The 19,520-nt window shown below is 46.2% G+C and carries 16 protein-coding genes; 10 read left to right on the top strand and 6 right to left on the bottom strand.

The genetic code is table 11. The features are described 5' to 3' along the window. Positions 1-9 precede the first annotated feature (9 nt). Positions 10-1,419: a glutamate--ammonia ligase gene (glnA, locus tag CAG68_RS05990; RefSeq protein WP_005379275.1), complete on the bottom strand. Its 1,410-nt coding sequence runs from the start codon at positions 1,417-1,419 to the stop codon at positions 10-12. A 530-nt stretch (positions 1,420-1,949) separates the two neighbouring features. Here glnA and typA point away from each other — a divergent pair. Then, the gene (gene typA, locus CAG68_RS05985; RefSeq protein WP_005379276.1) at positions 1,950-3,779 is read left to right on the top strand and encodes a translational GTPase TypA; all 1,830 of its coding nucleotides are present in this window, start codon (positions 1,950-1,952) and stop codon (positions 3,777-3,779) included. 72 nt (positions 3,780-3,851) lie between these two features. Next, positions 3,852-4,394, top strand: a complete 543-nt coding sequence (locus CAG68_RS05980; RefSeq protein ID WP_031779018.1) for an AAA family ATPase — start codon at positions 3,852-3,854, stop codon at positions 4,392-4,394. Between the two features lie 31 nt (positions 4,395-4,425). Here CAG68_RS05980 and CAG68_RS05975 read toward each other — a convergent pair whose 3' ends face one another. After that, positions 4,426-5,067, bottom strand: coding sequence for a DUF2959 domain-containing protein (locus CAG68_RS05975; RefSeq protein WP_086046430.1), 642 nt, complete (start codon positions 5,065-5,067; stop codon positions 4,426-4,428). A gap of 34 nt (positions 5,068-5,101) precedes the next feature. Between CAG68_RS05975 and CAG68_RS05970 the strand changes: the two genes are divergently transcribed. The 3 genes from CAG68_RS05970 (at position 5,102) to CAG68_RS05960 (ending at position 7,476) form a co-directional block, all read left to right on the top strand. Further along, complete coding sequence (locus tag CAG68_RS05970) at positions 5,102-6,046, top strand: virulence factor BrkB family protein (protein ID WP_005379281.1); 945 nt, start codon at positions 5,102-5,104, stop codon at positions 6,044-6,046. After that, on the top strand, positions 6,018-6,452 hold the full coding sequence (gene dtd / locus CAG68_RS05965; protein WP_005379282.1) for a D-aminoacyl-tRNA deacylase: 435 nt from the start codon (positions 6,018-6,020) through the stop codon (positions 6,450-6,452). The genes CAG68_RS05970 and dtd overlap by 29 nt, the downstream gene beginning before the upstream one ends. A 106-nt stretch (positions 6,453-6,558) precedes the next feature. Further along, on the top strand, positions 6,559-7,476 hold the full coding sequence (locus CAG68_RS05960; RefSeq protein ID WP_005379283.1) for a bifunctional GNAT family N-acetyltransferase/hotdog fold thioesterase: 918 nt from the start codon (positions 6,559-6,561) through the stop codon (positions 7,474-7,476). On the opposite strand, the gene CAG68_RS05955 is transcribed toward CAG68_RS05960, so the two are convergent. From CAG68_RS05955 to hslR, 4 genes are all read right to left on the bottom strand, one after another. After that, positions 7,462-9,579 carry an AsmA family protein gene (locus tag CAG68_RS05955; protein ID WP_161440913.1) on the bottom strand — a complete coding sequence of 706 codons (2,118 nt, stop codon included), beginning with the start codon at positions 9,577-9,579 and terminating at the stop codon, positions 7,462-7,464. The two genes, CAG68_RS05960 and CAG68_RS05955, sit on opposite strands and share 15 nt — an antisense overlap. A gap of 190 nt (positions 9,580-9,769) precedes the next feature. Beyond that, complete coding sequence (gene pckA, locus CAG68_RS05950; RefSeq protein WP_005379288.1) at positions 9,770-11,398, bottom strand: phosphoenolpyruvate carboxykinase (ATP); 1,629 nt, start codon at positions 11,396-11,398, stop codon at positions 9,770-9,772. Positions 11,399-11,734: 336 nt separating this feature from the next. Further along, complete coding sequence (gene hslO / locus CAG68_RS05945; protein ID WP_005379290.1) at positions 11,735-12,610, bottom strand: Hsp33 family molecular chaperone HslO; 876 nt, start codon at positions 12,608-12,610, stop codon at positions 11,735-11,737. Positions 12,611-12,641: 31 nt separating this feature from the next. Next, entirely contained in the window at positions 12,642-13,028 is a 387-nt protein-coding gene (hslR, locus tag CAG68_RS05940; RefSeq protein WP_005379292.1) for a ribosome-associated heat shock protein Hsp15, read from the bottom strand. A gap of 253 nt (positions 13,029-13,281) precedes the next feature. Here hslR and gspC point away from each other — a divergent pair, with 253 nt between their 5' ends. From gspC to gspG, 5 genes are read left to right on the top strand one after another with little or no spacing between them, the layout of a single operon-like run. Further along, positions 13,282-14,208: a type II secretion system protein GspC gene (gspC, locus tag CAG68_RS05935; RefSeq protein ID WP_005379294.1), complete on the top strand. Its 927-nt coding sequence runs from the start codon at positions 13,282-13,284 to the stop codon at positions 14,206-14,208. A gap of 36 nt (positions 14,209-14,244) precedes the next feature. Beyond that, a complete protein-coding gene (gspD, locus tag CAG68_RS05930; protein WP_005379295.1) occupies positions 14,245-16,263 on the top strand; it encodes a type II secretion system secretin GspD in 2,019 nt (672 codons plus the stop codon). Beyond that, positions 16,263-17,765, top strand: coding sequence for a type II secretion system ATPase GspE (gene gspE / locus CAG68_RS05925; protein ID WP_005379296.1), 1,503 nt, complete (start codon positions 16,263-16,265; stop codon positions 17,763-17,765). The genes gspD and gspE overlap by 1 nt, the downstream gene beginning before the upstream one ends. Then, entirely contained in the window at positions 17,765-18,982 is a 1,218-nt protein-coding gene (gene gspF / locus CAG68_RS05920) for a type II secretion system inner membrane protein GspF (protein ID WP_005379297.1), read from the top strand. Before gspE ends, gspF begins: the two co-directional genes overlap by 1 nt. Positions 18,983-19,041: 59 nt before the next feature. Next, complete coding sequence (gene gspG, locus CAG68_RS05915; RefSeq protein WP_054579411.1) at positions 19,042-19,485, top strand: type II secretion system major pseudopilin GspG; 444 nt, start codon at positions 19,042-19,044, stop codon at positions 19,483-19,485. The last annotated feature ends 35 nt before the right edge of the window (positions 19,486-19,520 follow it).

Raw genomic sequence — 19,520 nt, 5'->3', positions numbered from 1 at the left:
GTGTCGACCTTACACAGAGTAGTAAAGTTCGAACTCAACAGGGTGAGTTGTCATGTTTACACGCTCTACGTCCTGAGACTTAAGGTCGATGTATGAATCGATGAAGTCGTCAGAGAATACGCCGCCCGCTGTTAAGAACTCACGATCAGCATCTAGCTCTGCTAGCGCGTCTTTTAGTGAGTATGCAACAGTTGGGATTTCTGCTGCTTCTTCAGCTGGAAGATCGTAAAGGTCTTTATCCATCGCTTCGCCTGGGTGGATCTTATTCTTGATACCGTCAAGACCAGCCATAAGCATTGCTGCGAAACATAGGTATGGGTTCGCCGCTGGGTCACCGAAACGAACTTCGATACGACGTGCTTTCGGGCTTGGTACCACTGGGATACGGATTGAAGCAGAGCGGTTACGCGCTGAGTAAGCTAGCATTACTGGTGCTTCGAAGCCTGGTACAAGACGTTTGTACGAGTTTGTTGATGGGTTAGCGAATGCGTTGATTGCACGAGCGTGTTTGATGATACCACCGATGTAGTAAAGCGCCATTTCAGATAGACCGCCGTACTTGTCACCAGCAAATAGGTTTACGCCATCTTTTGCTAGAGACTGGTGAACGTGCATACCGCTGCCGTTGTCGCCAACAAGTGGTTTAGGCATAAACGTCGCTGTTTTACCAAACGCGTGAGCAACGTTGTGTACAACGTACTTGTAGATTTGGATTTCGTCAGCTTTGGTTGTTAGCGTGTTGAAACGAGTTGCGATTTCGTTTTGACCCGCCGTTGCCACTTCGTGGTGGTGCGCTTCAACAACAAGACCCATTTCTTCCATTACTAGACACATAGCAGAACGGATGTCTTGAGATGAATCTACTGGAGCTACTGGGAAGTAACCACCTTTAACGCCTGGACGGTGACCTTTGTTACCTTCTTCGTAGTCAGAACCTGTGTTCCATGCCGCTTCTACGTCGTCGATCTTGAAGAAAGAGCCTGACATGTCCGTCGAGAACTTCACGTCATCAAATAGGAAAAATTCTGGCTCAGGACCGATAAGTACAGTATCTGCAACACCTGTAGAACGCATGAAGTCTTCAGCGCGTTTTGCGATAGAGCGTGGGTCACGGTCATAGCCTTGCATTGTTGCAGGCTCTAAGATGTCACAACGGATATTTAGTGTTGCGTCTTCCGTGAATGGGTCAAGCACAGCAGAAGATGCGTCAGGCATCATTACCATGTCTGATTCGTTGATACCTTTCCAGCCAGCAACTGATGAACCATCGAACATTTTACCTTCTTCGAAGAAGTCTGCGTCGATTTGGTGAGCAGGGATCGAAATGTGCTGCTCTTTACCTTTTGTATCAGTGAAGCGTAGGTCAACAAACTTAACTTCGTTTTCTTGGATCAGCGATAGAACGTTTTCTACTGACATCTTGGATAACCTCCAGTGTTAATAAGCGGTAAAAGCTCGATTTATGAATTATTCATGAAACCTGGCATTGATTAATCAATTTGACTTTTCATTAATCGATGCTGTTTTAACTAAAGCCAAAACCGTGCCAAAAAAAATATTCCATTAATTTCAAGCAATTGTGTTTTTGAATGCTAGTTTGGTGCACTTGCTTGCACCAAAATGATCTTTGCTTGCACTATTATGGTGCCAAAAATCATTGTTGCACCATAATGTGACAGGTACATTGCGTATTCAGCCCAGTTTTTGAGCAAGAGTCAATTTGAATTATGCATCGATTAGAATAAAGTTGCGTTTAATCAATTCGTTCTGAGGAAGAAAATGGGCATTAAGCGTAAAAATCGCAGAAATGCTCGGGAGTAGATCACATATTTCTAGGCTTTTTGCTAAAATCTGGTACATTATGGCCGTTTTTTTAATCAGCAAATGTCGCCAGAGAGCACCCGTTCTCAGCGTGGGGGCATTTCATCTATCTAAGTGAATCAATATCCATGGCTACTCCACAGATTGATAAATTAAGAAATATCGCGATCATCGCGCACGTTGACCACGGTAAAACCACGTTGGTTGACAAGCTGCTACAACAATCAGGCACGCTTGAGTCTCGCGGTGAAGCTGAAGAGCGAGTCATGGACTCGAACGACATCGAGAAAGAGCGCGGTATTACCATTCTTGCTAAAAACACAGCAATCGACTGGAACGATTACCGTATCAACATCGTAGATACTCCGGGACACGCGGACTTCGGTGGTGAAGTTGAGCGTATCATGTCGATGGTAGACTCAGTACTACTTATCGTTGACGCAGTCGATGGTCCAATGCCTCAAACGCGTTTCGTAACACAAAAAGCGTTTGCTCACGGTCTAAAACCAATCGTTGTAATCAACAAGATTGACCGTCCTGGTGCACGTCCTGATTGGGTTATGGACCAAGTGTTCGATCTATTCGACAACCTAGGTGCAACTGATGACCAGCTAGACTTTAAAGTAGTTTACGCATCAGCACTTAACGGCTGGGCTTCTCTAGAAGAAGGCGAAACTGGCGAGAACATGGAACCACTATTCCAAACTATCGTTGATGTTGTTGACGCGCCAAATGTTGACCTTGATGGTCCACTACAGATGCAAGTTTCTCAGCTAGACTACAGCTCTTACGTTGGTGTTATCGGCGTGGCTCGCGTAACTCGTGGTAGCGTTAAACCAAACCAACAGGTAACCATTATTGGTGCTGACGGTAAAACTCGCAACGGTAAAGTGGGTACAGTAATGGGCTACCTTGGCCTAGAGCGTCACGAAGTGGAACAAGCTAACGCGGGTGATATCATCGCAATCACTGGTCTTGGCGAGCTGAAAATTTCTGACACTATCTGTGCACAAAACGCAGTAGAAGCATTACCACCATTGTCTGTTGATGAACCAACAGTAACAATGACGTTCCAAGTAAACACGTCTCCATTCGCGGGTAAAGAAGGTAAGTTCGTAACGTCACGTAACATCCTTGAGCGTCTTGAGAAGGAATTGGTACACAACGTTGCGCTACGCGTTGAGCAAACAGACGATCCAGATAAATTCCGCGTATCAGGTCGTGGTGAACTTCACCTTTCTATCCTGATCGAAAACATGCGTCGTGAAGGCTTTGAGCTAGCAGTATCTCGTCCAGAAGTAATCATCAAAGAAGAAGATGGTCAGTTGATGGAACCGTTCGAGACTGTAACGATCGACGTAATGGAAGAGCACCAAGGCGGCATCATGGAGAACATCGGCCTACGTAAAGGTGAGCTGAAAGACATGTCTCCAGACGGTAAAGGTCGTGTGCGTATGGACTTCGTTATGCCATCACGTGGTCTGATCGGTTTCCAAACGGAATTCATGACACTGACTTCAGGTTCAGGTCTTCTTTACCATACGTTTGATCACTACGGCCCTCACAAAGGCGGTAACATCGGTCAACGTGTAAACGGTGTACTAATCGCGAACGCGATGGGTAAAGCGCTAACTAACGCACTGTTCAACCTTCAAGAGCGTGGTCGTCTATTTATCGGTCACGGTGTTGAAGTTTACGAAGGTATGGTTATCGGTATTCACAGCCGTGACAACGACCTAACGGTAAACGCACTGAAAGGTAAGCAGCTAACCAACGTTCGTGCATCTGGTACCGATGACGCACAGGTTCTTACTCCGCCTATCAAGATGACTCTTGAGCAAGCACTAGAATTCATCGATGACGACGAGCTAGTAGAAGTAACGCCTGAAAGCATCCGTATCCGTAAGAAGTTCCTAACGGAAAGCGACCGTAAGCGTGCTTCTCGTGGCGCGAAATAATTTTCGTTAAGCGATTCAATTAAGAAGAAGCCTCGAGTTATGCTCGGGGCTTTTTGTTTTCTGGAGTTGAATATGAACCCGATTATTATCACCGGTGGGCCTGGTGCGGGAAAAACAACACTGCTGAATGCGCTAGACGCGTGTGGTTATGCCACGTTTCCTGAAGGGTCTCGCGACTTGATTGAGCAGCAAAGCCAGTTAGAAAATGGTATTTTGCCGTGGACGAATTTACCTGAGTTTGCCAAGTTATGCCTTGGGTTGATGGACAAACAAAAGAGTGATGCGCGTTGTCATGATGTTGCGTTTGTTGATCGCGCCATCCCCGACATCATTGCATACCTACAAGTGGGCGGCTGTAAGGTTGACCAAGCTTTCTTAACCGAAAGCGCTGGGTACCATAGTCAGGTGTTTACTTGTCGACCTGAAGCATCCATTTACGTACAAGATGAAGTGCGTCCGCACAGCTTTGAAGAAGCATTGGAGATTCATCAGTCGTTAGTGAGTGTCTATACTGAGTTGGGTTATGAAGTGGTAGAAGTGCCATGGGGAACTGTACCAGAGAGGGTAGGCTTTGTTCGAAGAGTCATCGGTTTACTCGGTGAGGTCGCCGACTAAAACCTCCTCACTTGGAGGAGGTCTAAATCATTTACTTTTGATTGAGCTTTTGTAGGAATTTATCGGACTCTGCAATCGCTTCGTTCATTTGTTTGATCGCAAACTGAATGTCTTTCTCTAAGCTAGAGAACTCACCTTGCAAAGAACCAATCGCACTGGCGTTAAGGTTGTGTTTTAAGTACAACGTGTTGTCACGTAGCGTATCCAGTACCGGTGTCATCTTTTTCTCTGCACGCTTCATAGCGCTAAGCATGGTTTTGTACGAGGCTTTGGTTTCACGTAGTTTTTGCTCGCTTGAACGACGCAGTTTCGTACTCGAGTACAGCTCTAGCTCATCTTGCCACTCATCAAACAGTGCGCCGGATACGTCTTCAATCGCAGCAATACGGTCACGTACGTCTTGAGCCGCTTTTTCGCTATCTTCGTATTTGTCATTGATGTTGTTGTAGACATTTTCTAGCTCACCACCATCAAAGTTGGTGATCGCAGACAAGGCTTCAAGTGCACTGGTGAATTCTTCTTGTGCATCTTGTTGAGATTCTTTGGCATCTTCGACGCGGTCGACCATAATATCTCGTTTATGATACCCAACCTGCTCCATTGCTGAGTAATAAGCAGATTGACACCCTGTTAAAGTGAAAATTGATAGTACAATTGCTAATAAATAAGGCATTCTTATGTCCTCGGCGCTAATTATGGGATGAACTATGAACCAGTTATCAGAGAGTTACAAGGCGAGATTAATCAATCTACTGCCAAGTTGCGTCGCGTTTTTTAAGTATCTTCTTAAGCGATTAACGCATGACCGTGTGAATGTGAACGCGGGCTATCTTGCCTACATTACCTTGTTATCCATCGTGCCAATGCTGACGGTATTGTTATCAATATTGTCGAAATTTCCCGTTTTTGCGAACGTTGGTGAGGTGCTGCAAGGCTACATTATTGAGAATTTTGTGCCAGCTTCTGGAGAAGCTGTACATACGGCATTACAGGAATTTGTGGCGAATACGGGCAAAATGAGCGCGGTTGGCGGTGGGTTTTTATTCATCGCAGCGGTCATGCTGATTTCCAACATTGATAAGAACTTAAACTACATTTGGCGAGTTAAAGACAAGCGCCGTTTAGTCTTTTCATTCTCTATGTATTGGATGGTACTCACGTTAGGGCCGATCATGGTCGGTGCGAGTATTGCGGCGACGTCGTACGTGACTTCGCTGCAAATTTTAGAGAACGAGACATTATCTGGTGCGTTTAATTTATTTCTGCGTTGGCTACCGTTGTTGCTGTCCTTTTTTGCTTTTCTTGGCTTGTATATTCTAGTGCCGAATAAAAAAGTACACCTCGCTCATGGTGCCATGGGGGCAGCAGTCGCCGCGATACTGTTCGAGTTGAGTAAAAAAGGCTTTGCGCTTTACATCACTCAGTTTCCGTCTTATCAGCTCATCTACGGCGCGTTAGCGGCGATTCCTATCTTATTTGTTTGGGTGTATTTATGCTGGATGATCGTGTTATTGGGGGCGGAAGTTACGGCTGCGCTTGGTGAGCGAGAGCACTGGAGTGAAGATTTAGACATGATACACTCGACCGCTGAATCTCAGTTAACAGATGAAGGAAGCGAGAGTAGTGATAGCGCTAATTCAACGAGTCAGTGAAGCAGCCGTCCGCGTGGATGGTGAAGTCGTAGGAGAAATTGATCGTGGTCTGCTGGTCTTATTGGGCGTAGAGAAGGACGACGATGAAGCTAAAGCAAAGCGTTTAATGGAGCGTGTTACAACCTACCGTGTGTTCGAAGATGACGAAGGTAAGATGAACCTGAACGTTAAACAGGTGGAAGGTAAAGTGCTGGTGGTTTCTCAATTTACGCTGCCTGCGGATACAAAAAAAGGCACGCGAGCTGGCTTTTCTCGCGGTGCGCATCCTGTTGATGCAGAGCGCTTGTATGATTACTTTTCTGACTTGTGTGAAGAAGTCTTACCCACACAGCGTGGCCGCTTCGCTGCCGATATGAAAGTGTCCTTGGTGAATGACGGTCCTGTGACGTTTTGGTTGCAGGTCTAATCTGGTAACACAGGCGCCATAGTCTAAGCTTTAACTCCAAGCTCATGGAATTGGCTTGGAGTAATTTTTCCGACACTGATTAGTGTTGTGCTTTCAAAGGATTGATATGTTCAAACTCATTACTCCCAAAACCGATAATCAGATAAACAAGTATTATCAGTTTCGCTGGCAACTGCTTCGTGAGCCATGGCGTATGCCGATCGGCTCAGAGCGCGATGAATACGACGAAATGAGTCATCACCGCATGATTGTTGATGGTCGAGGTCGTCCTATGGCGATTGGCCGTTTATACATTACGCCGGACAATGATGGCCAGATCCGCTATATGGCGGTTAAAAATAATCGCCGTAGCAAAGGGATGGGTTCGCTGGTTTTGGTTGCACTAGAGTCGTTAGCACGCCAGGAAGGAGCGAAACGCTTGGTGTGTAATGCCCGTGAAGATGCCATCGCCTTTTATGAAAAAAATGGCTTTGAGCGTCGAGGTGAGCTGACCGATGAGCGTGGCCCTGTGCGCCATCAGCAAATGGTGAAGCAACTGGATCCGATGGCCAATGTGTTACGTCGCCCTGAATGGTGTACTGAGCTTCAACAGCGCTGGGAGCAACAAATCCCAATTAGCGACAAAATGGGGATCAAGATTAACCAGTACACGGGTTACCAGTTTGAATGCTGTGCGCAGCTTAATCCTAACCTTAATCCGCATAACACCATGTTCGCTGGGTCAGCTTTTACCTTAGCAACCCTGACAGGGTGGGGGATGACGTGGCTGCTGCTTAAAGAGCGTGGGCTGCACGGTGATATTGTGTTGGCCGACAGCTCGATTCGCTATCGTCAACCAGTCGAACAAAACCCCGTGGCGAGTACTTCGTTGGATGGGATCAGTGGTGACCTAGACCGATTGGAGTCGGGACGCAAAGCACGCATCGTTATTCACGTAGTGATTTATAGTGGTGACACGCCAGCTGTTGATTTTGTCGGTACCTATATGTTGATACCGAACTACTCGCAGTTACTCAGTTGCTGATGGGGTAAGCGCCGACTGATCTGCTGGGCGCTTATCTGTTTCACCTTCTTGCTCTGTCGGTGAGAGGGTTTGTTCTGCTGCGGAATTCGTGTCGGGTACTTCATCTTCTTCGATAACTTCTTCGTAAAGCTCTTCCTCTTGAGTCTCCAAATTGATGTTATCAATCACGATTGGCTTCTCGATGGAAGGTTCATTTTTCTGTGGAGTCTCAATATCAGTAGGCTCGGCCAGTTTTGATGCGTTCACGCACTCATTACGGTGGGTTTCGCCACTTAGTAGATCGCCTTCAATGTTTCCGCACGACTCTTCCAATTGATAAGTAATGCCACTTAGCGGGTTGTTGGCCATATCAAATGTACCCCAAACCTTACCACTTATGGCTTTTCCTGAGATGGTGACCGGCTTTATGGCAACTTCCCCTCGTTGCGCGCTTAAACGCAGTGGACTTAAGGTAATGGCTTTGAGCGAATGATCCGCTTGGGACTTCAAGCGGGTATCTCGGAGATTGGCTTCCACTTCACCCGATAAGCTGTAGGCCAGCATGTTGCGATCACCTGATAACCCTTGTAGATCGAGGCTGAGATCGGAAAAACCATCAATAGCCAGTGTGTCGGGTAAAAAATAATCGTGGAAGAGCGATAAGGGAATACCATCAGCATTGACGTTGAGCGCCCAAGGTTGGCTCGGGGTACTCAAATCTATTTGTCCGATGCCTTCTACGTAGCCTTGCTCGAGTGGCGCAAAAAGGCGAGTCAATTGCCAAAAGCCATCTTTGCTTTGCATGGCAAGTGCTGCGTGAGACGTGAGTATTTGGTCACAGCTGGCGTTGACAACGCTGACTTCCAATTCGCCTTGCCAAAGGCCCCAACGTTGAGCCGACTGTTTAATATCAAGCTGTTGCCCTTCGATATTTAAACCGGAAAGTTGCCAATAAGGTTCGTGAGATAGCTGGATAATTTGGCTGCGCTCAATGTCGAGTCGTTCGATTGCAACATGCTCTAACTCGCTGGTGGCGGCGTGCCACCAATTTAGGTTGTCTTCTGGCTGTGTTGCCCACTTGAGGCCTTGAATAGAGGCTTCTTTGAGCTTCCATTGTGTTGGCGTGAACAATCCAGAAACTTGCACTCGACCTTGCTGCCAATCTAAGCTGAGCTCGTTGAGCTGGATTACTCCTGGCTCGATAGCGGCACTCAAACGTGGCTCTATTGCGGTTTGCTGCTGGAATCGAACGCTATCCGCCTGCAATGACACTTGAGCTTTTGTCTTCCAGAGAGACAGTGGCAGCGTGGCGTTTTCCACAGAAAGATCCAAGTTCTGCCAGTGCCAGTCGCCCCATTCAATATCGGCGTTAAGCAAATCTAAGCTATTAATATGATTAATGCTAAATGGTAGATCGTGCCAAGGTTTTGCAATCAGTGATTGGCGCTGCGTATTACTCAGTTTCAGCTTGTTGATGGTCACATTTACTAAAGACCAGCCTTGAGGATACTGCTCCCCTTGCCCAGATATTTGACTGTTACGCCAGTTAAAAGAGGTGCCATAAAGCGTACTGTCTTGCGGTTTGTAGTCTATATCGACTAAGACTTGATTAAAGGCTTCGCCATTCCAATAGAGTTGGTCAGCTGCAAGTTGAACTTCGCCATATGGTATTAAATGACCATTCCATTGTGGTGATTGAATTTGAAGGTCAATGCCATTGGCAGAGAACTGCTCGTCGGCGTAATCAATATTTTTGAGCGCGATTTGATGGAATAAAACGTTGTCTAAAGGTGGGAGCTTTGGTGTGCCATACTGCAAGCTCATACCATCAATCAATAAACTATCAACGATCCATTTACCATCGCGATAAACATCGGGATTCATCCATAAATCGACTTGCTCGATGTAAGACGCATCGTCTCCGCTGGTGTTCACGCGTTGTAAAGTTAGGTGATAGGGAAAGCCATAACGCACGCTTCCGGCCCGGAAGGGAAGAGAAAAGGTGTTTGACAGCAAGCGCCAGGTTGCGTCCGCGTAAGATGTTGTTAGCAGCGCAATCGTAGCGGCTGGAATGGCAACTAAGATAACCAGTAACAGAAGTAGAACTCGACGCGCTGTTTTCATCTTTGCTAGAACCTACGTGTGTTATGAAATAAAACTAGATAGGCTTTAGCTTGTATCAATATTCTGTGGTATTCAATAAAAAGCCCCTCAAAAGAGGGGCTTGAAGCAATTTTTGTAACTTGGCCTACGTAAAGGTGATAAGTTAATGCCAACTTTTCACTGCGTTTACGCGACGTCGCTGTTACTCGATTTAATCAATCTGAGGACCAGCCGCAACCAGGGATTTACCTTCAGCGTTGTCTGTGTACTTATCAAAGTTATTGATAAAGCGCGCTGCTAAATCTTTCGCTTTGCTTTCCCACTGAAGTGGGTCAACGTACGTGTCGCGAGGGTCTAGAATGCTAGGATCCACACCTGGTAGTGACGTTGGTACTTCAAGGTTGAAGATTGGAATGTGCTTAGTTGGTGCTTCTTCAATCGAACCATCAAGAATGGCATCAATAATTCCGCGTGTATCTTGAATAGAGATACGTTTGCCAGTGCCGTTCCAACCAGTATTCACTAGGTAAGCCTCAGCGCCTGCTGCTTCCATGCGTTTAACCAGTACTTCTGCGTATTTAGTTGGGTGAAGCGTTAGGAACGCCGCGCCGAAACAAGCAGAGAAAGTTGGTGTTGGCTCAGTAATACCGCGCTCTGTTCCCGCTAGTTTGGCGGTAAAGCCAGACAGGAAGTGGTACTTAGTTTGCTCGGGTGTCAATTTAGATACTGGAGGCAGTACGCCAAATGCATCGGCTGATAGGAAGATCACTTTATTCGCGTGACCGCCTTTTGATACTGGCTTAACGATATTATCGATATGGTAGATAGGGTAAGAAACACGTGTGTTTTCTGTTTTCGAACCATCATCAAAGTCGATAGAGCCATCGCCACGTACTGTTACGTTTTCTAGCAGTGCATCACGACGAATTGCGTTGTAGATGTCCGGCTCCGCTTCTTTAGAAAGTTTGATGGTTTTTGCGTAACAACCACCTTCGAAGTTGAAGACACCGTCATCATCCCAGCCGTGCTCATCATCACCAATTAGCGCACGTTTAGGATCAGTCGACAGGGTCGTTTTACCCGTACCAGATAGACCGAAGAATACCGCTACATCGCCATCTTTGCCCATGTTAGCGCTACAGTGCATTGATGCGATGTCTTTTAGTGGAAGGAAGTAGTTCATCATCGCGAACATACCTTTCTTCATTTCACCACCGTACCAAGTACCACCGATAAGTTGCATGCGCTCAGTTAGGTTAAATACGGTGAAGTTTTCTGAGTTCAGGCCTTGCTCTTCCCATTTTGGATTAGTGCATTTTGCGCCATTCATTACTACGAAGTCTGGTTCAAATGTCGCTAACTCTTCTTCCGTCGGGCGAATAAACATGTTTTTAACGAAGTGCGCTTGCCATGCGACTTCTGTGATAACACGAATGCTCAAACGTGTATCTGGGTTTGCACCACAGTAACCGTCAACAACAAACAAGCGTTTGTTAGAAAGCTGGTTTGTGACCAGTTCTTTTAGCTCGTCCCACACTTCAGGAGTGATTGGCTTGTTATCATTTTTCACTTGATCAGACGTCCACCACATATGTTCTTCTGTCGTAGCGTCTTTGACGATGTATTTATCTTTTGGTGAGCGACCAGTAAAGATGCCAGTGTCAACGGCAACCGCACCTAGTTCAGTAACCACGCCGCGCTCATAACCGGTTAGGTCTTCACGCGTTTCTTCCTCAAACAACATTTCGTAGCTTGGGTTGCGAATAACCTCTTTTACGTTATGCAGTCCGTGCTTGGTTAGATCAAGTGTTGCAGCCTTAGTATGTTCCATAACGGTCATAGGTGCTCCTTATAAGGATTTTGTAGGGATTTTGTAAGAATGTTTTAATTTTAATCTGCTCACCATGCTAGCAACGGGGCGGGGAGAAAACAGGGAGATAGCTCAAAATTTACCCATGATTTCAATAAGGTTTTAGGTAACCCGTCACATATTGGTGGGAATAGTCTATCGTGCACGCAATCCTTTGCGCTAGGGCAAAATCATTATTAATTGTTTAAAATTAAGCAGTTGTTTTATTACGCTTGAGGCTAGTTATTACGAGGGGTTGATCACAAAAAGGCCAGCATTAAGCTGGCCTTTTGTAGGGTAAATTACGTGCTTGATAAGCTATGTAAATTAATGCAGGGTTTTCTTGTCTGTAGAAGCTTGTGCATACAGTTCAGTGACTTCAGATTCGTCGAACGTATAAGTTGTGCCACAGTAATCACAATGTAAAGAAACTGATCCAACTTCTGCCAAAATGTCATAAATTTCAGCTTTCTCAACGGTGATGATTGCGGCACCGCTACGCTCACGTGAACAGCCACAATGGAACTCGACAGGTTGCGGCTCGTACAGACGTACTTTGTCTTGGTTATATAGTCGATACAATAACTCGTTCGCTTCTAAACCAAACAATTCTTCATCTTTTACTGTGTCAGTGAGCTGCTCTAGATGTTCGAAATCATCTGGAGAGCCAGTGCCGTCAGGGATCACTTGAATCAACATACCTGCTGCGTGTGCTTTGCCCTCATGCTCACCAGTGCGGATCCATAGGCGCGTTTTTAACTGCTCTGAGTTTGCAAAGTAGCCTTCTAGCACTTCTGCTAAAGTGTCACCTTCTAATCCAACGACGCCTTGGTAACGCTCGCCGTTTTTCGGTTCGATGGTGATCACAAGGTAGCCCTTACCCATTAGATCGTGAATGTTTGCGTCATCGGCAACATCGCCTTCCCAGCGAGCTACGCCACGAACACGTTGGTTATGGTCACCGTTGATAACGGCAAGAGACACAGGACCGTCGCCTTGTAGCTGGATGGTGATCGAACCTTCGAACTTAAGAGTGGCAGTTAAAAGAGTAGTTGAAACGAGTAGCTCACCCAGCAGTTTCTCTATTGCTGCCGGATATTCCTTGCTGGAGATAACACGTTGGTACGCTTCATCCAATTGTACCAACTCGCCACGTACTGAAAGATCTTCGAATAGGTAGCGGTTTAAAACATTATTTGCCATGGAGTGCTTTCCTCGTTGGTAATTCCGGCTTTTATTGGTGTTTGAACTTAATGATGTCTCTGCGCTGCTTTTTATCTGGGCGGCGTTCCGGACTTGGGTTGTGGGCATTAAGCTTACGTTGAGTCGCGTGTTCCTCACGTTTCGCGATACTCTCATTGGTTTCGCGATATAAGGTTTGTGCGATGGGAGCGCCTCGGCGTTGATCTGAGATTTGTTCGATGATCACGATTTTTTCTTCGTTGCCTTGACGAAGTCTGACTTCAGCGCCCACTTCAACGATTTTACTCGGCTTGCTTCGTTGGCCATTATAGTGGACTTTACCGCCATCGACCATGTTACGTGCGATGGAGCGGGTTTTGTAAAATCTTGCGGCCCATAGCCATTTATCTAGCCTAACGGCTTCATTTAGGGAACTCATAGAACACTACGCTATCTAATCACTGCCCGAATACGGCAATGAGTGATGGATTATTCACCTACAGATGGAGTCAAGGCGTATTTTTTTCAAGGGAGTTGGCAAAAACTGCATAAGAAAAAGGTATGAAAGACAACTTGTGATATAGTTCACTGCTCTTTGTTGAGTAATAATTTTATTGCAAATTTAGCAATTTAAAGTCGATAGCTATCGTTATAGCTTAAATGACGGACGTTAGAATAAAGGAATCCATTCAGTGAAACGTTTAGAGCTAAGTGCAGGATTATCAAGCAGACCGCTACTGGCTCAGATCAAGTCCAATCATTATACCATTCAAGCCAAACTTAGCTTGTTGCTTACCTGTCTGTTTATTGCGATAACCGGATGGATACTTGGCAAAATTGTGTGGTTAGCCATACCTCAATCGTCGGAAGTGCCGCAATGGCGTCCATCGGCGAGTAGCGTTGCTGCGAGCAATAAAGGCGACGCGATAGATTTTAATGCCCTTCAGAATGCCAACCTATTCGGTAAATACACTGAGCAAAAAGCGGCGGTTGTAGAACAGCCTATTGTTAAAGACGCCCCTAAGACGCGCCTTAACCTTACGCTGGTCGGTGCGGTTGCAAGTAGTGATGCCAACACCAGCCTTGCTGTTATTGCTAACCGAGGTAAGCAAGCTACGTACGGTTTGGGTGAAGAAATCGAAGGGACACGTGCGACACTAAAAGCGGTATTGGTGGATCGCGTCATCATTGATAACCAAGGTCGAGACGAGACCTTAATGATGGAAGGTATAGAATATAAGAAGCTATCTGAATCGCCGCAGGTAGCCAGGGCGCAAGCTCAGCGAGCAGAAGCAGCGACGTCTGACGTTGGAGAGAAATTAGAGCAAATCCGCGAGGAAATTGCGAAAGATCCACAAAGCGTTTTTAAATACATCACCATTTCACCCGTCAAAAAAGACGGAGACATTGTTGGTTATCGAGTGTCACCTGGTCGTGATGCCGCATTATTTAATGATGTAGGACTACAACCTGGCGATATTGCGGTTCAACTGAACGGGATCGATTTAAGTGACCCGTCTTCTTCAGTACAACTGATGCAAGTGATGAGCGATCCGCAAGAATTAAATTTAACTGTTGAGCGAGACGGCCAACAGTACGATATCTATATCCAATTGTAAGACTTAGGCAACCGGCGTAAGTTCAGGGAGACATACGTGAAACATTGGTTCAGCAAAAGTGCTTGGCTACTAGCAGGAAGTTTACTCTGCGTACCAGGTGCAATGGCAAACGAATTTAGTGCGAGCTTTAAAGGCACTGATATTCAAGAATTCATCAACATAGTGGGTCGTAACCTCGAAAAGACCATCATTGTTGATCCTTCAGTACGCGGTAAAATCGATGTCCGCAGCTATGACGTTCTTAACGAAGAGCAATACTACAGCTTTTTCCTTAATGTCCTTGAAGTATACGGTTACGCAGTCGTAGAGATGGACAATGGGGTACTTAAGGTTATCAAAGCAAAAGACTCAAAAACCTCAGCAATCCCTGTGTTAGGTGATGGCAGCGCGCAAGGCGATAGTGTTATCACTCGAGTTGTCGCGGTGCGTAATGTGTCGGTTCGAGAGTTGTCTCCTCTACTTCGTCAGCTGATTGATAACGCCGGTGCCGGTAACGTGGTTCATTATGATCCAGCGAATATTATCTTGATCACAGGTCGTGCGGCAGTAGTGAATCGCTTAGCAGAGATCATCAAGCGTGTTGACCAAGCCGGTGATAAAGAAATTGAATTGGTAGAGCTGCGTAATGCATCTGCTGCTGAAATGGTACGCATTGTTGAAGCACTGAATAAAAGTGCGAATCAGAAAAGCACGCCAGAGTTCCTTGAACCTAAAATTGTGGCCGATGAACGTACTAACGCGATTTTAATTTCTGGTGATCCAAAAGTAAGAGCCCGCTTGAAACGTTTGATTCGTCAACTTGATGTTGAAATGGCGACAAAAGGTAACAACCGAGTTGTGTACCTGAAAAATGCGAAAGCTGAAGATTTGGTGGATGTATTGAAAGGTGTTTCCGATAACCTGCAAGCTGAAAAACAAGCCGGTCAGAAAACATCAGGTGCATCGCGTGGTGAGGTCGTCATTGCTGCTCACGCTGCAACTAACTCGTTAGTTTTAACAGCGCCACCAGATATTATGATGGCATTACAAGACGTCATTTCTCAACTCGATATTCGTCGTGCTCAGGTTCTTATTGAAGCGTTAATTGTCGAAATGTCTGAAGGTGATGGTATTAACCTAGGTGTTCAGTGGGGTTCATTAGAAACGGGTGCTGTAATTCAGTACGGTAACTCAGGAGCCCCGATTGGTCAGGTGATGGTTGGGCTAGAAGAAGCAAAAGATCAAACCCGAACTGAATACTATACCAACTCTAATGGCGAACGAACGCCATATGATGTTACTGAATCAGGTGACTACTCTACGCTAGCGTCAGCACTTAGCGGAGTAAATGGTGCGGCAATGAGTATTGTCATGGGTGACTGGACAGCGCTAATTAGTGCTGTTGCTTCTGACTCCAACTCAAACATTCTATCTTCTCCAAGTATCACTGTAATGGATAATGGTGAAGCATCATTTATTGTGGGTGAAGAGGTTCCGGTTATTACGGGCTCTACGGCTGGCTCAAACAACGACAACCCATTCCAAACGGTTGACCGTAAAGAAGTCGGTATCAAACTCAAAGTAGTGCCACAAATTAACGAAGGTGACTCTGTACAGTTAAACATTGAACAAGAAGTTTCCAACGTATTAGGCGCAAACGGTGCGGTTGACGTTCGCTTTGCTAAACGACAGTTAAACACCTCTGTCATGATCCAAGATGGTCAGATGTTGGTTCTTGGTGGTTTGGTCGATGAACGCGCACTTGAAAGTGAGTCTAAAGTGCCGCTATTGGGTGACATTCCGGTACTTGGCCATCTGTTCAAGTCAACTAGCACGCAAACAGAAAAACGTAACTTGATGGTGTTCATCAAGCCGACGATTATTCGCGATGGTGTGACGGCCGACGGTATTACGCAGCGTAAATACAACTTTATTCGCGCAGAACAGCTTTACAAAGCGGATCAAGGTTTGAAGTTGATGGCTGACGAGAAGATCCCGGTTATGCCAGCCTTTGGCCAGGAGCGTCAGCACCCAACAGAGATCCAAGCGTTTATTGATCAAATGGAAAACAACTAATGGTTGATATGTTAGACACAGCGCCAAGTATGCGTCGTCTGCCATTCAGTTTTGCCAACCGCTTTAAACTGGTGCTGGAGACAGAGCATCCTGAGCGTCCACCTATTCTTTACTATGTCGAGCCGCTTAACCCTGCGGCTCTGGTTGAAGTCCGTCGTGTATTAAAGAAAAGCTTCGTACCGCAACCTATCGATAAAGAAGCCTTTGATAAAAAGCTGACTGAAGCATATCAACGCGACTCGTCTGAAGCGCGTCAGTTGATGGAAGATATTGGTGCTGATAGCGATGATTTCTTCTCTTTGGCTGAAGAACTGCCGCATGATGAAGACTTATTAGAATCGGAAGACGATGCGCCAATCATCAAATTGATCAACGCCATGTTGGGTGAAGCGATCAAAGAAGGTGCGTCGGATATTCATATTGAGACGTTCGAGAAAACCCTTTCGATTCGTTTCCGTGTCGATGGCGTATTACGTGAAGTTCTGACCCCAAGTCGTAAGCTAGCGCCTTTGCTGGTTTCTCGTGTGAAGGTTATGGCTAAACTAGATATCGCAGAAAAGCGTGTGCCTCAAGATGGCCGTATTTCGTTGCGTATCGGTGGTCGTGCGGTGGACGTGCGTGTATCGACGATGCCGTCCTCTCATGGGGAGCGCGTGGTAATGCGTCTGTTGGATAAAAACGCGACTCGTCTTGATTTACATAGTTTGGGCATGACCCCTTCAGTGCATGACAACTTCCGTCACTTGATTGGCCGCCCTCACGGTATCATCTTGGTGACGGGCCCGACAGGTTCTGGTAAATCCACCACCTTGTACGCTGGCTTGCAAGAGATCAATAGCAACGAACGCAACATTCTAACGGTTGAAGACCCGATCGAATTTGATATTGATGGCATCGGTCAAACTCAGGTGAACCCAAAGGTCGACATGACGTTTGCGCGCGGCTTGCGTGCCATTCTGCGTCAGGACCCGGATGTGGTGATGGTCGGTGAGATCCGTGACTTAGAAACCGCACAAATTGCAGTGCAAGCGTCCTTAACGGGTCACTTGGTAATGTCGACTCTCCACACCAACACCGCAGTGGGTGCGATTACGCGTCTACGTGATATGGGTATTGAGCCATTCCTTATTTCTTCTTCGTTATTAGGGGTGCTAGCGCAGCGCTTAGTTCGAACGCTTTGTCCAAGCTGTAAAGAGCCGTATGAAGCCGATGCGGAACAGAAAAAACTGTTTGGTATGGAAGCGCATGAACCGTTAGAACTGCACCGAGCAAAAGGCTGTGAAGCGTGTAACCAAAAAGGCTACCGAGGTCGAACAGGTATCCACGAGCTCATTATGGTTGATGAGCAAGTACAAGAGTTGATTCACCGAGAGTCTGGTGAGCAAGAAATTGAGAGAGCCGTTCGCGCCCATACGCCAAGTATTCGCAGCGATGGTTTAAGCAAAGTGCGTCGTGGCATTACGTCACTTGAAGAAGTGATGCGAGTGACGAAGGAAACCTAATGGCGGCATTTGAGTACAAAGCGCTAGATGCAAAAGGCAAGCATAAAAAAGGCACGATAGAAGGGGACAACGCCCGACAAGTGCGCCAGCGACTCAAAGAGCAAGGGATGATCCCGATTGAAGTGGTTGAGACGAAAGCTAAATCGGCTAAGTCTTCAGGTTCAGTCAGCTTTAAGCGCGGCGTCTCAACATCTGAGCTGGCACTCATCACACGGCAATTGTCTACGCTAGTCCAATCAGGTATGCCTTTGGAAGAGTGTTTGCGTGCGGTCTCTGAGCAGGCTGAAAAGCCGAGGATTCGTTCTATGTTGGCTGCGGTTCGCTCGAAAGTAACAGAGGGTTATCCGCTTGCCGACAGTTTTGCCGATTACCCACACGTGTTTGATGAACTGTACCGCTCTATGGTTGCGGCGGGCGAAAAATCAGGTCACCTCGATACCGTATTAGAGCGTTTGGCAGACTATGTCGAAAACCGCCAAAAGATGCGTTCTAAATTGCTTCAAGCCATGATTTATCCTGTAGTTTTGGTGGTATTCGCGGTTGTCATCGTTTCGTTCTTATTGGCGACAGTGGTTCCTAAAATCATTGAACCCATCATTCAGATGGGCCAAGAGTTACCTCAATCGACGCAATTTTTACTGGCAGCCAGTGAGTTTGTGCAAGATTGGGGGCTGATTATTTTCGTTGTGCTGGTGGCGCTTTTCTATGGCCTCAAACTGGCGTTGCAAAAGCCAGACTTTCGCTTAGCTTGGGACAGAAAAATCTTGAGCTTACCGCTAATAGGTAAGATCTCTCGAGGTTTGAATACCGCACGATTCGCACGAACACTTTCGATCTGTACTTCCAGTGCGATTCCAATTCTCGAGGGTATGCGCGTTGCGGTAGATGTTATGTCTAACCGTTATGTGAAGCAGCAAGTCTTGCTTGCAGCGGATAACGTCCGAGAGGGCGCTAGTTTGCGTAAGGCGTTGGACCAAACTCGCTTGTTTCCACCAATGATGCTACACATGATCGCCAGTGGTGAGCAAAGTGGTGAATTAGAGAGCATGTTGACGCGGGCAGCCGATAACCAAGATCAAAACTTTGAATCAACAGTCAATATTGCTCTGGGTGTGTTTACTCCTGCGCTGATTGCATTAATGGCTGGATTAGTGTTGTTCATTGTGATGGCGACCTTGATGCCAATGCTAGAAATGAATAACTTGATGAGCGGATAATTTCGAATTAAGACGTGTCTACTAACGGCATGGCTTTAATCTAACTTTCGGAGAAAAAAATGAAGTTTAAGCGTAGTAAACAACAGGGTTTTACACTTTTAGAAGTGATGGTTGTTGTGGTTATCCTGGGTATTTTGGCAAGTTTTGTTGTTCCAAACCTATTGGGTAACAAAGAGAAGGCTGACCAACAAAAAGCGATTACGGATATCGTAGCGCTGGAAAATGCCCTAGATATGTACAAGTTGGATAACAGCGTTTACCCAACAACGGACCAAGGTCTAGAAGCATTGGTTAGCAAGCCATCTAACCCAGAGCCACGCAACTACCGTAATGGTGGTTACATCAAACGTCTTCCTAATGACCCTTGGGGCAACCAGTACCAATACTTAAGCCCAGGTGATAACGGTACAATCGATATCTTCACTCTAGGCGCAGATGGCCAAGAGGGTGGAGAAGGTCCAGCTGCAGATATTGGCAACTGGAACATGCAAGACTTCCAATAATTGAGCCTAAGCCAGCACTAATGAAACAAATGCGA

Origin of the sequence: Vibrio sp. V42_P2S4T144 (genome assembly GCF_009904715.1) — a bacterium.
Classification (GTDB): domain Bacteria; phylum Pseudomonadota; class Gammaproteobacteria; order Enterobacterales; family Vibrionaceae; genus Vibrio; species Vibrio alginolyticus.
This window is presented reverse-complemented; position numbering and strand designations above follow the sequence as displayed.

What these genes read in the sequence shown, in the direction of transcription:
- glnA (WP_005379275.1), bottom strand. Translation starts at nt 1,419, where the DNA reads ATGTCAGTAGAAAACGTTCTATCGCTGATCCAAGAAAACGAAGTTAAG.
- typA (WP_005379276.1), top strand. Translation starts at nt 1,950, where the DNA reads ATGGCTACTCCACAGATTGATAAATTAAGAAATATCGCGATCATCGCG.
- CAG68_RS05980 (WP_031779018.1), top strand. Translation starts at nt 3,852, where the DNA reads ATGAACCCGATTATTATCACCGGTGGGCCTGGTGCGGGAAAAACAACA.
- CAG68_RS05975 (WP_086046430.1), bottom strand. Translation starts at nt 5,067, where the DNA reads ATGCCTTATTTATTAGCAATTGTACTATCAATTTTCACTTTAACAGGG.
- CAG68_RS05970 (WP_005379281.1), top strand. Translation starts at nt 5,102, where the DNA reads ATGAACCAGTTATCAGAGAGTTACAAGGCGAGATTAATCAATCTACTG.
- CAG68_RS05960 (WP_005379283.1), top strand. Translation starts at nt 6,559, where the DNA reads ATGTTCAAACTCATTACTCCCAAAACCGATAATCAGATAAACAAGTAT.
- CAG68_RS05955 (WP_161440913.1), bottom strand. Translation starts at nt 9,579, where the DNA reads ATGAAAACAGCGCGTCGAGTTCTACTTCTGTTACTGGTTATCTTAGTT.
- pckA (WP_005379288.1), bottom strand. Translation starts at nt 11,398, where the DNA reads ATGACCGTTATGGAACATACTAAGGCTGCAACACTTGATCTAACCAAG.
- hslO (WP_005379290.1), bottom strand. Translation starts at nt 12,610, where the DNA reads ATGGCAAATAATGTTTTAAACCGCTACCTATTCGAAGATCTTTCAGTA.
- hslR (WP_005379292.1), bottom strand. Translation starts at nt 13,028, where the DNA reads ATGAGTTCCCTAAATGAAGCCGTTAGGCTAGATAAATGGCTATGGGCC.
- gspE (WP_005379296.1), top strand. Translation starts at nt 16,263, where the DNA reads ATGGTTGATATGTTAGACACAGCGCCAAGTATGCGTCGTCTGCCATTC.
- gspF (WP_005379297.1), top strand. Translation starts at nt 17,765, where the DNA reads ATGGCGGCATTTGAGTACAAAGCGCTAGATGCAAAAGGCAAGCATAAA.
- gspG (WP_054579411.1), top strand. Translation starts at nt 19,042, where the DNA reads ATGAAGTTTAAGCGTAGTAAACAACAGGGTTTTACACTTTTAGAAGTG.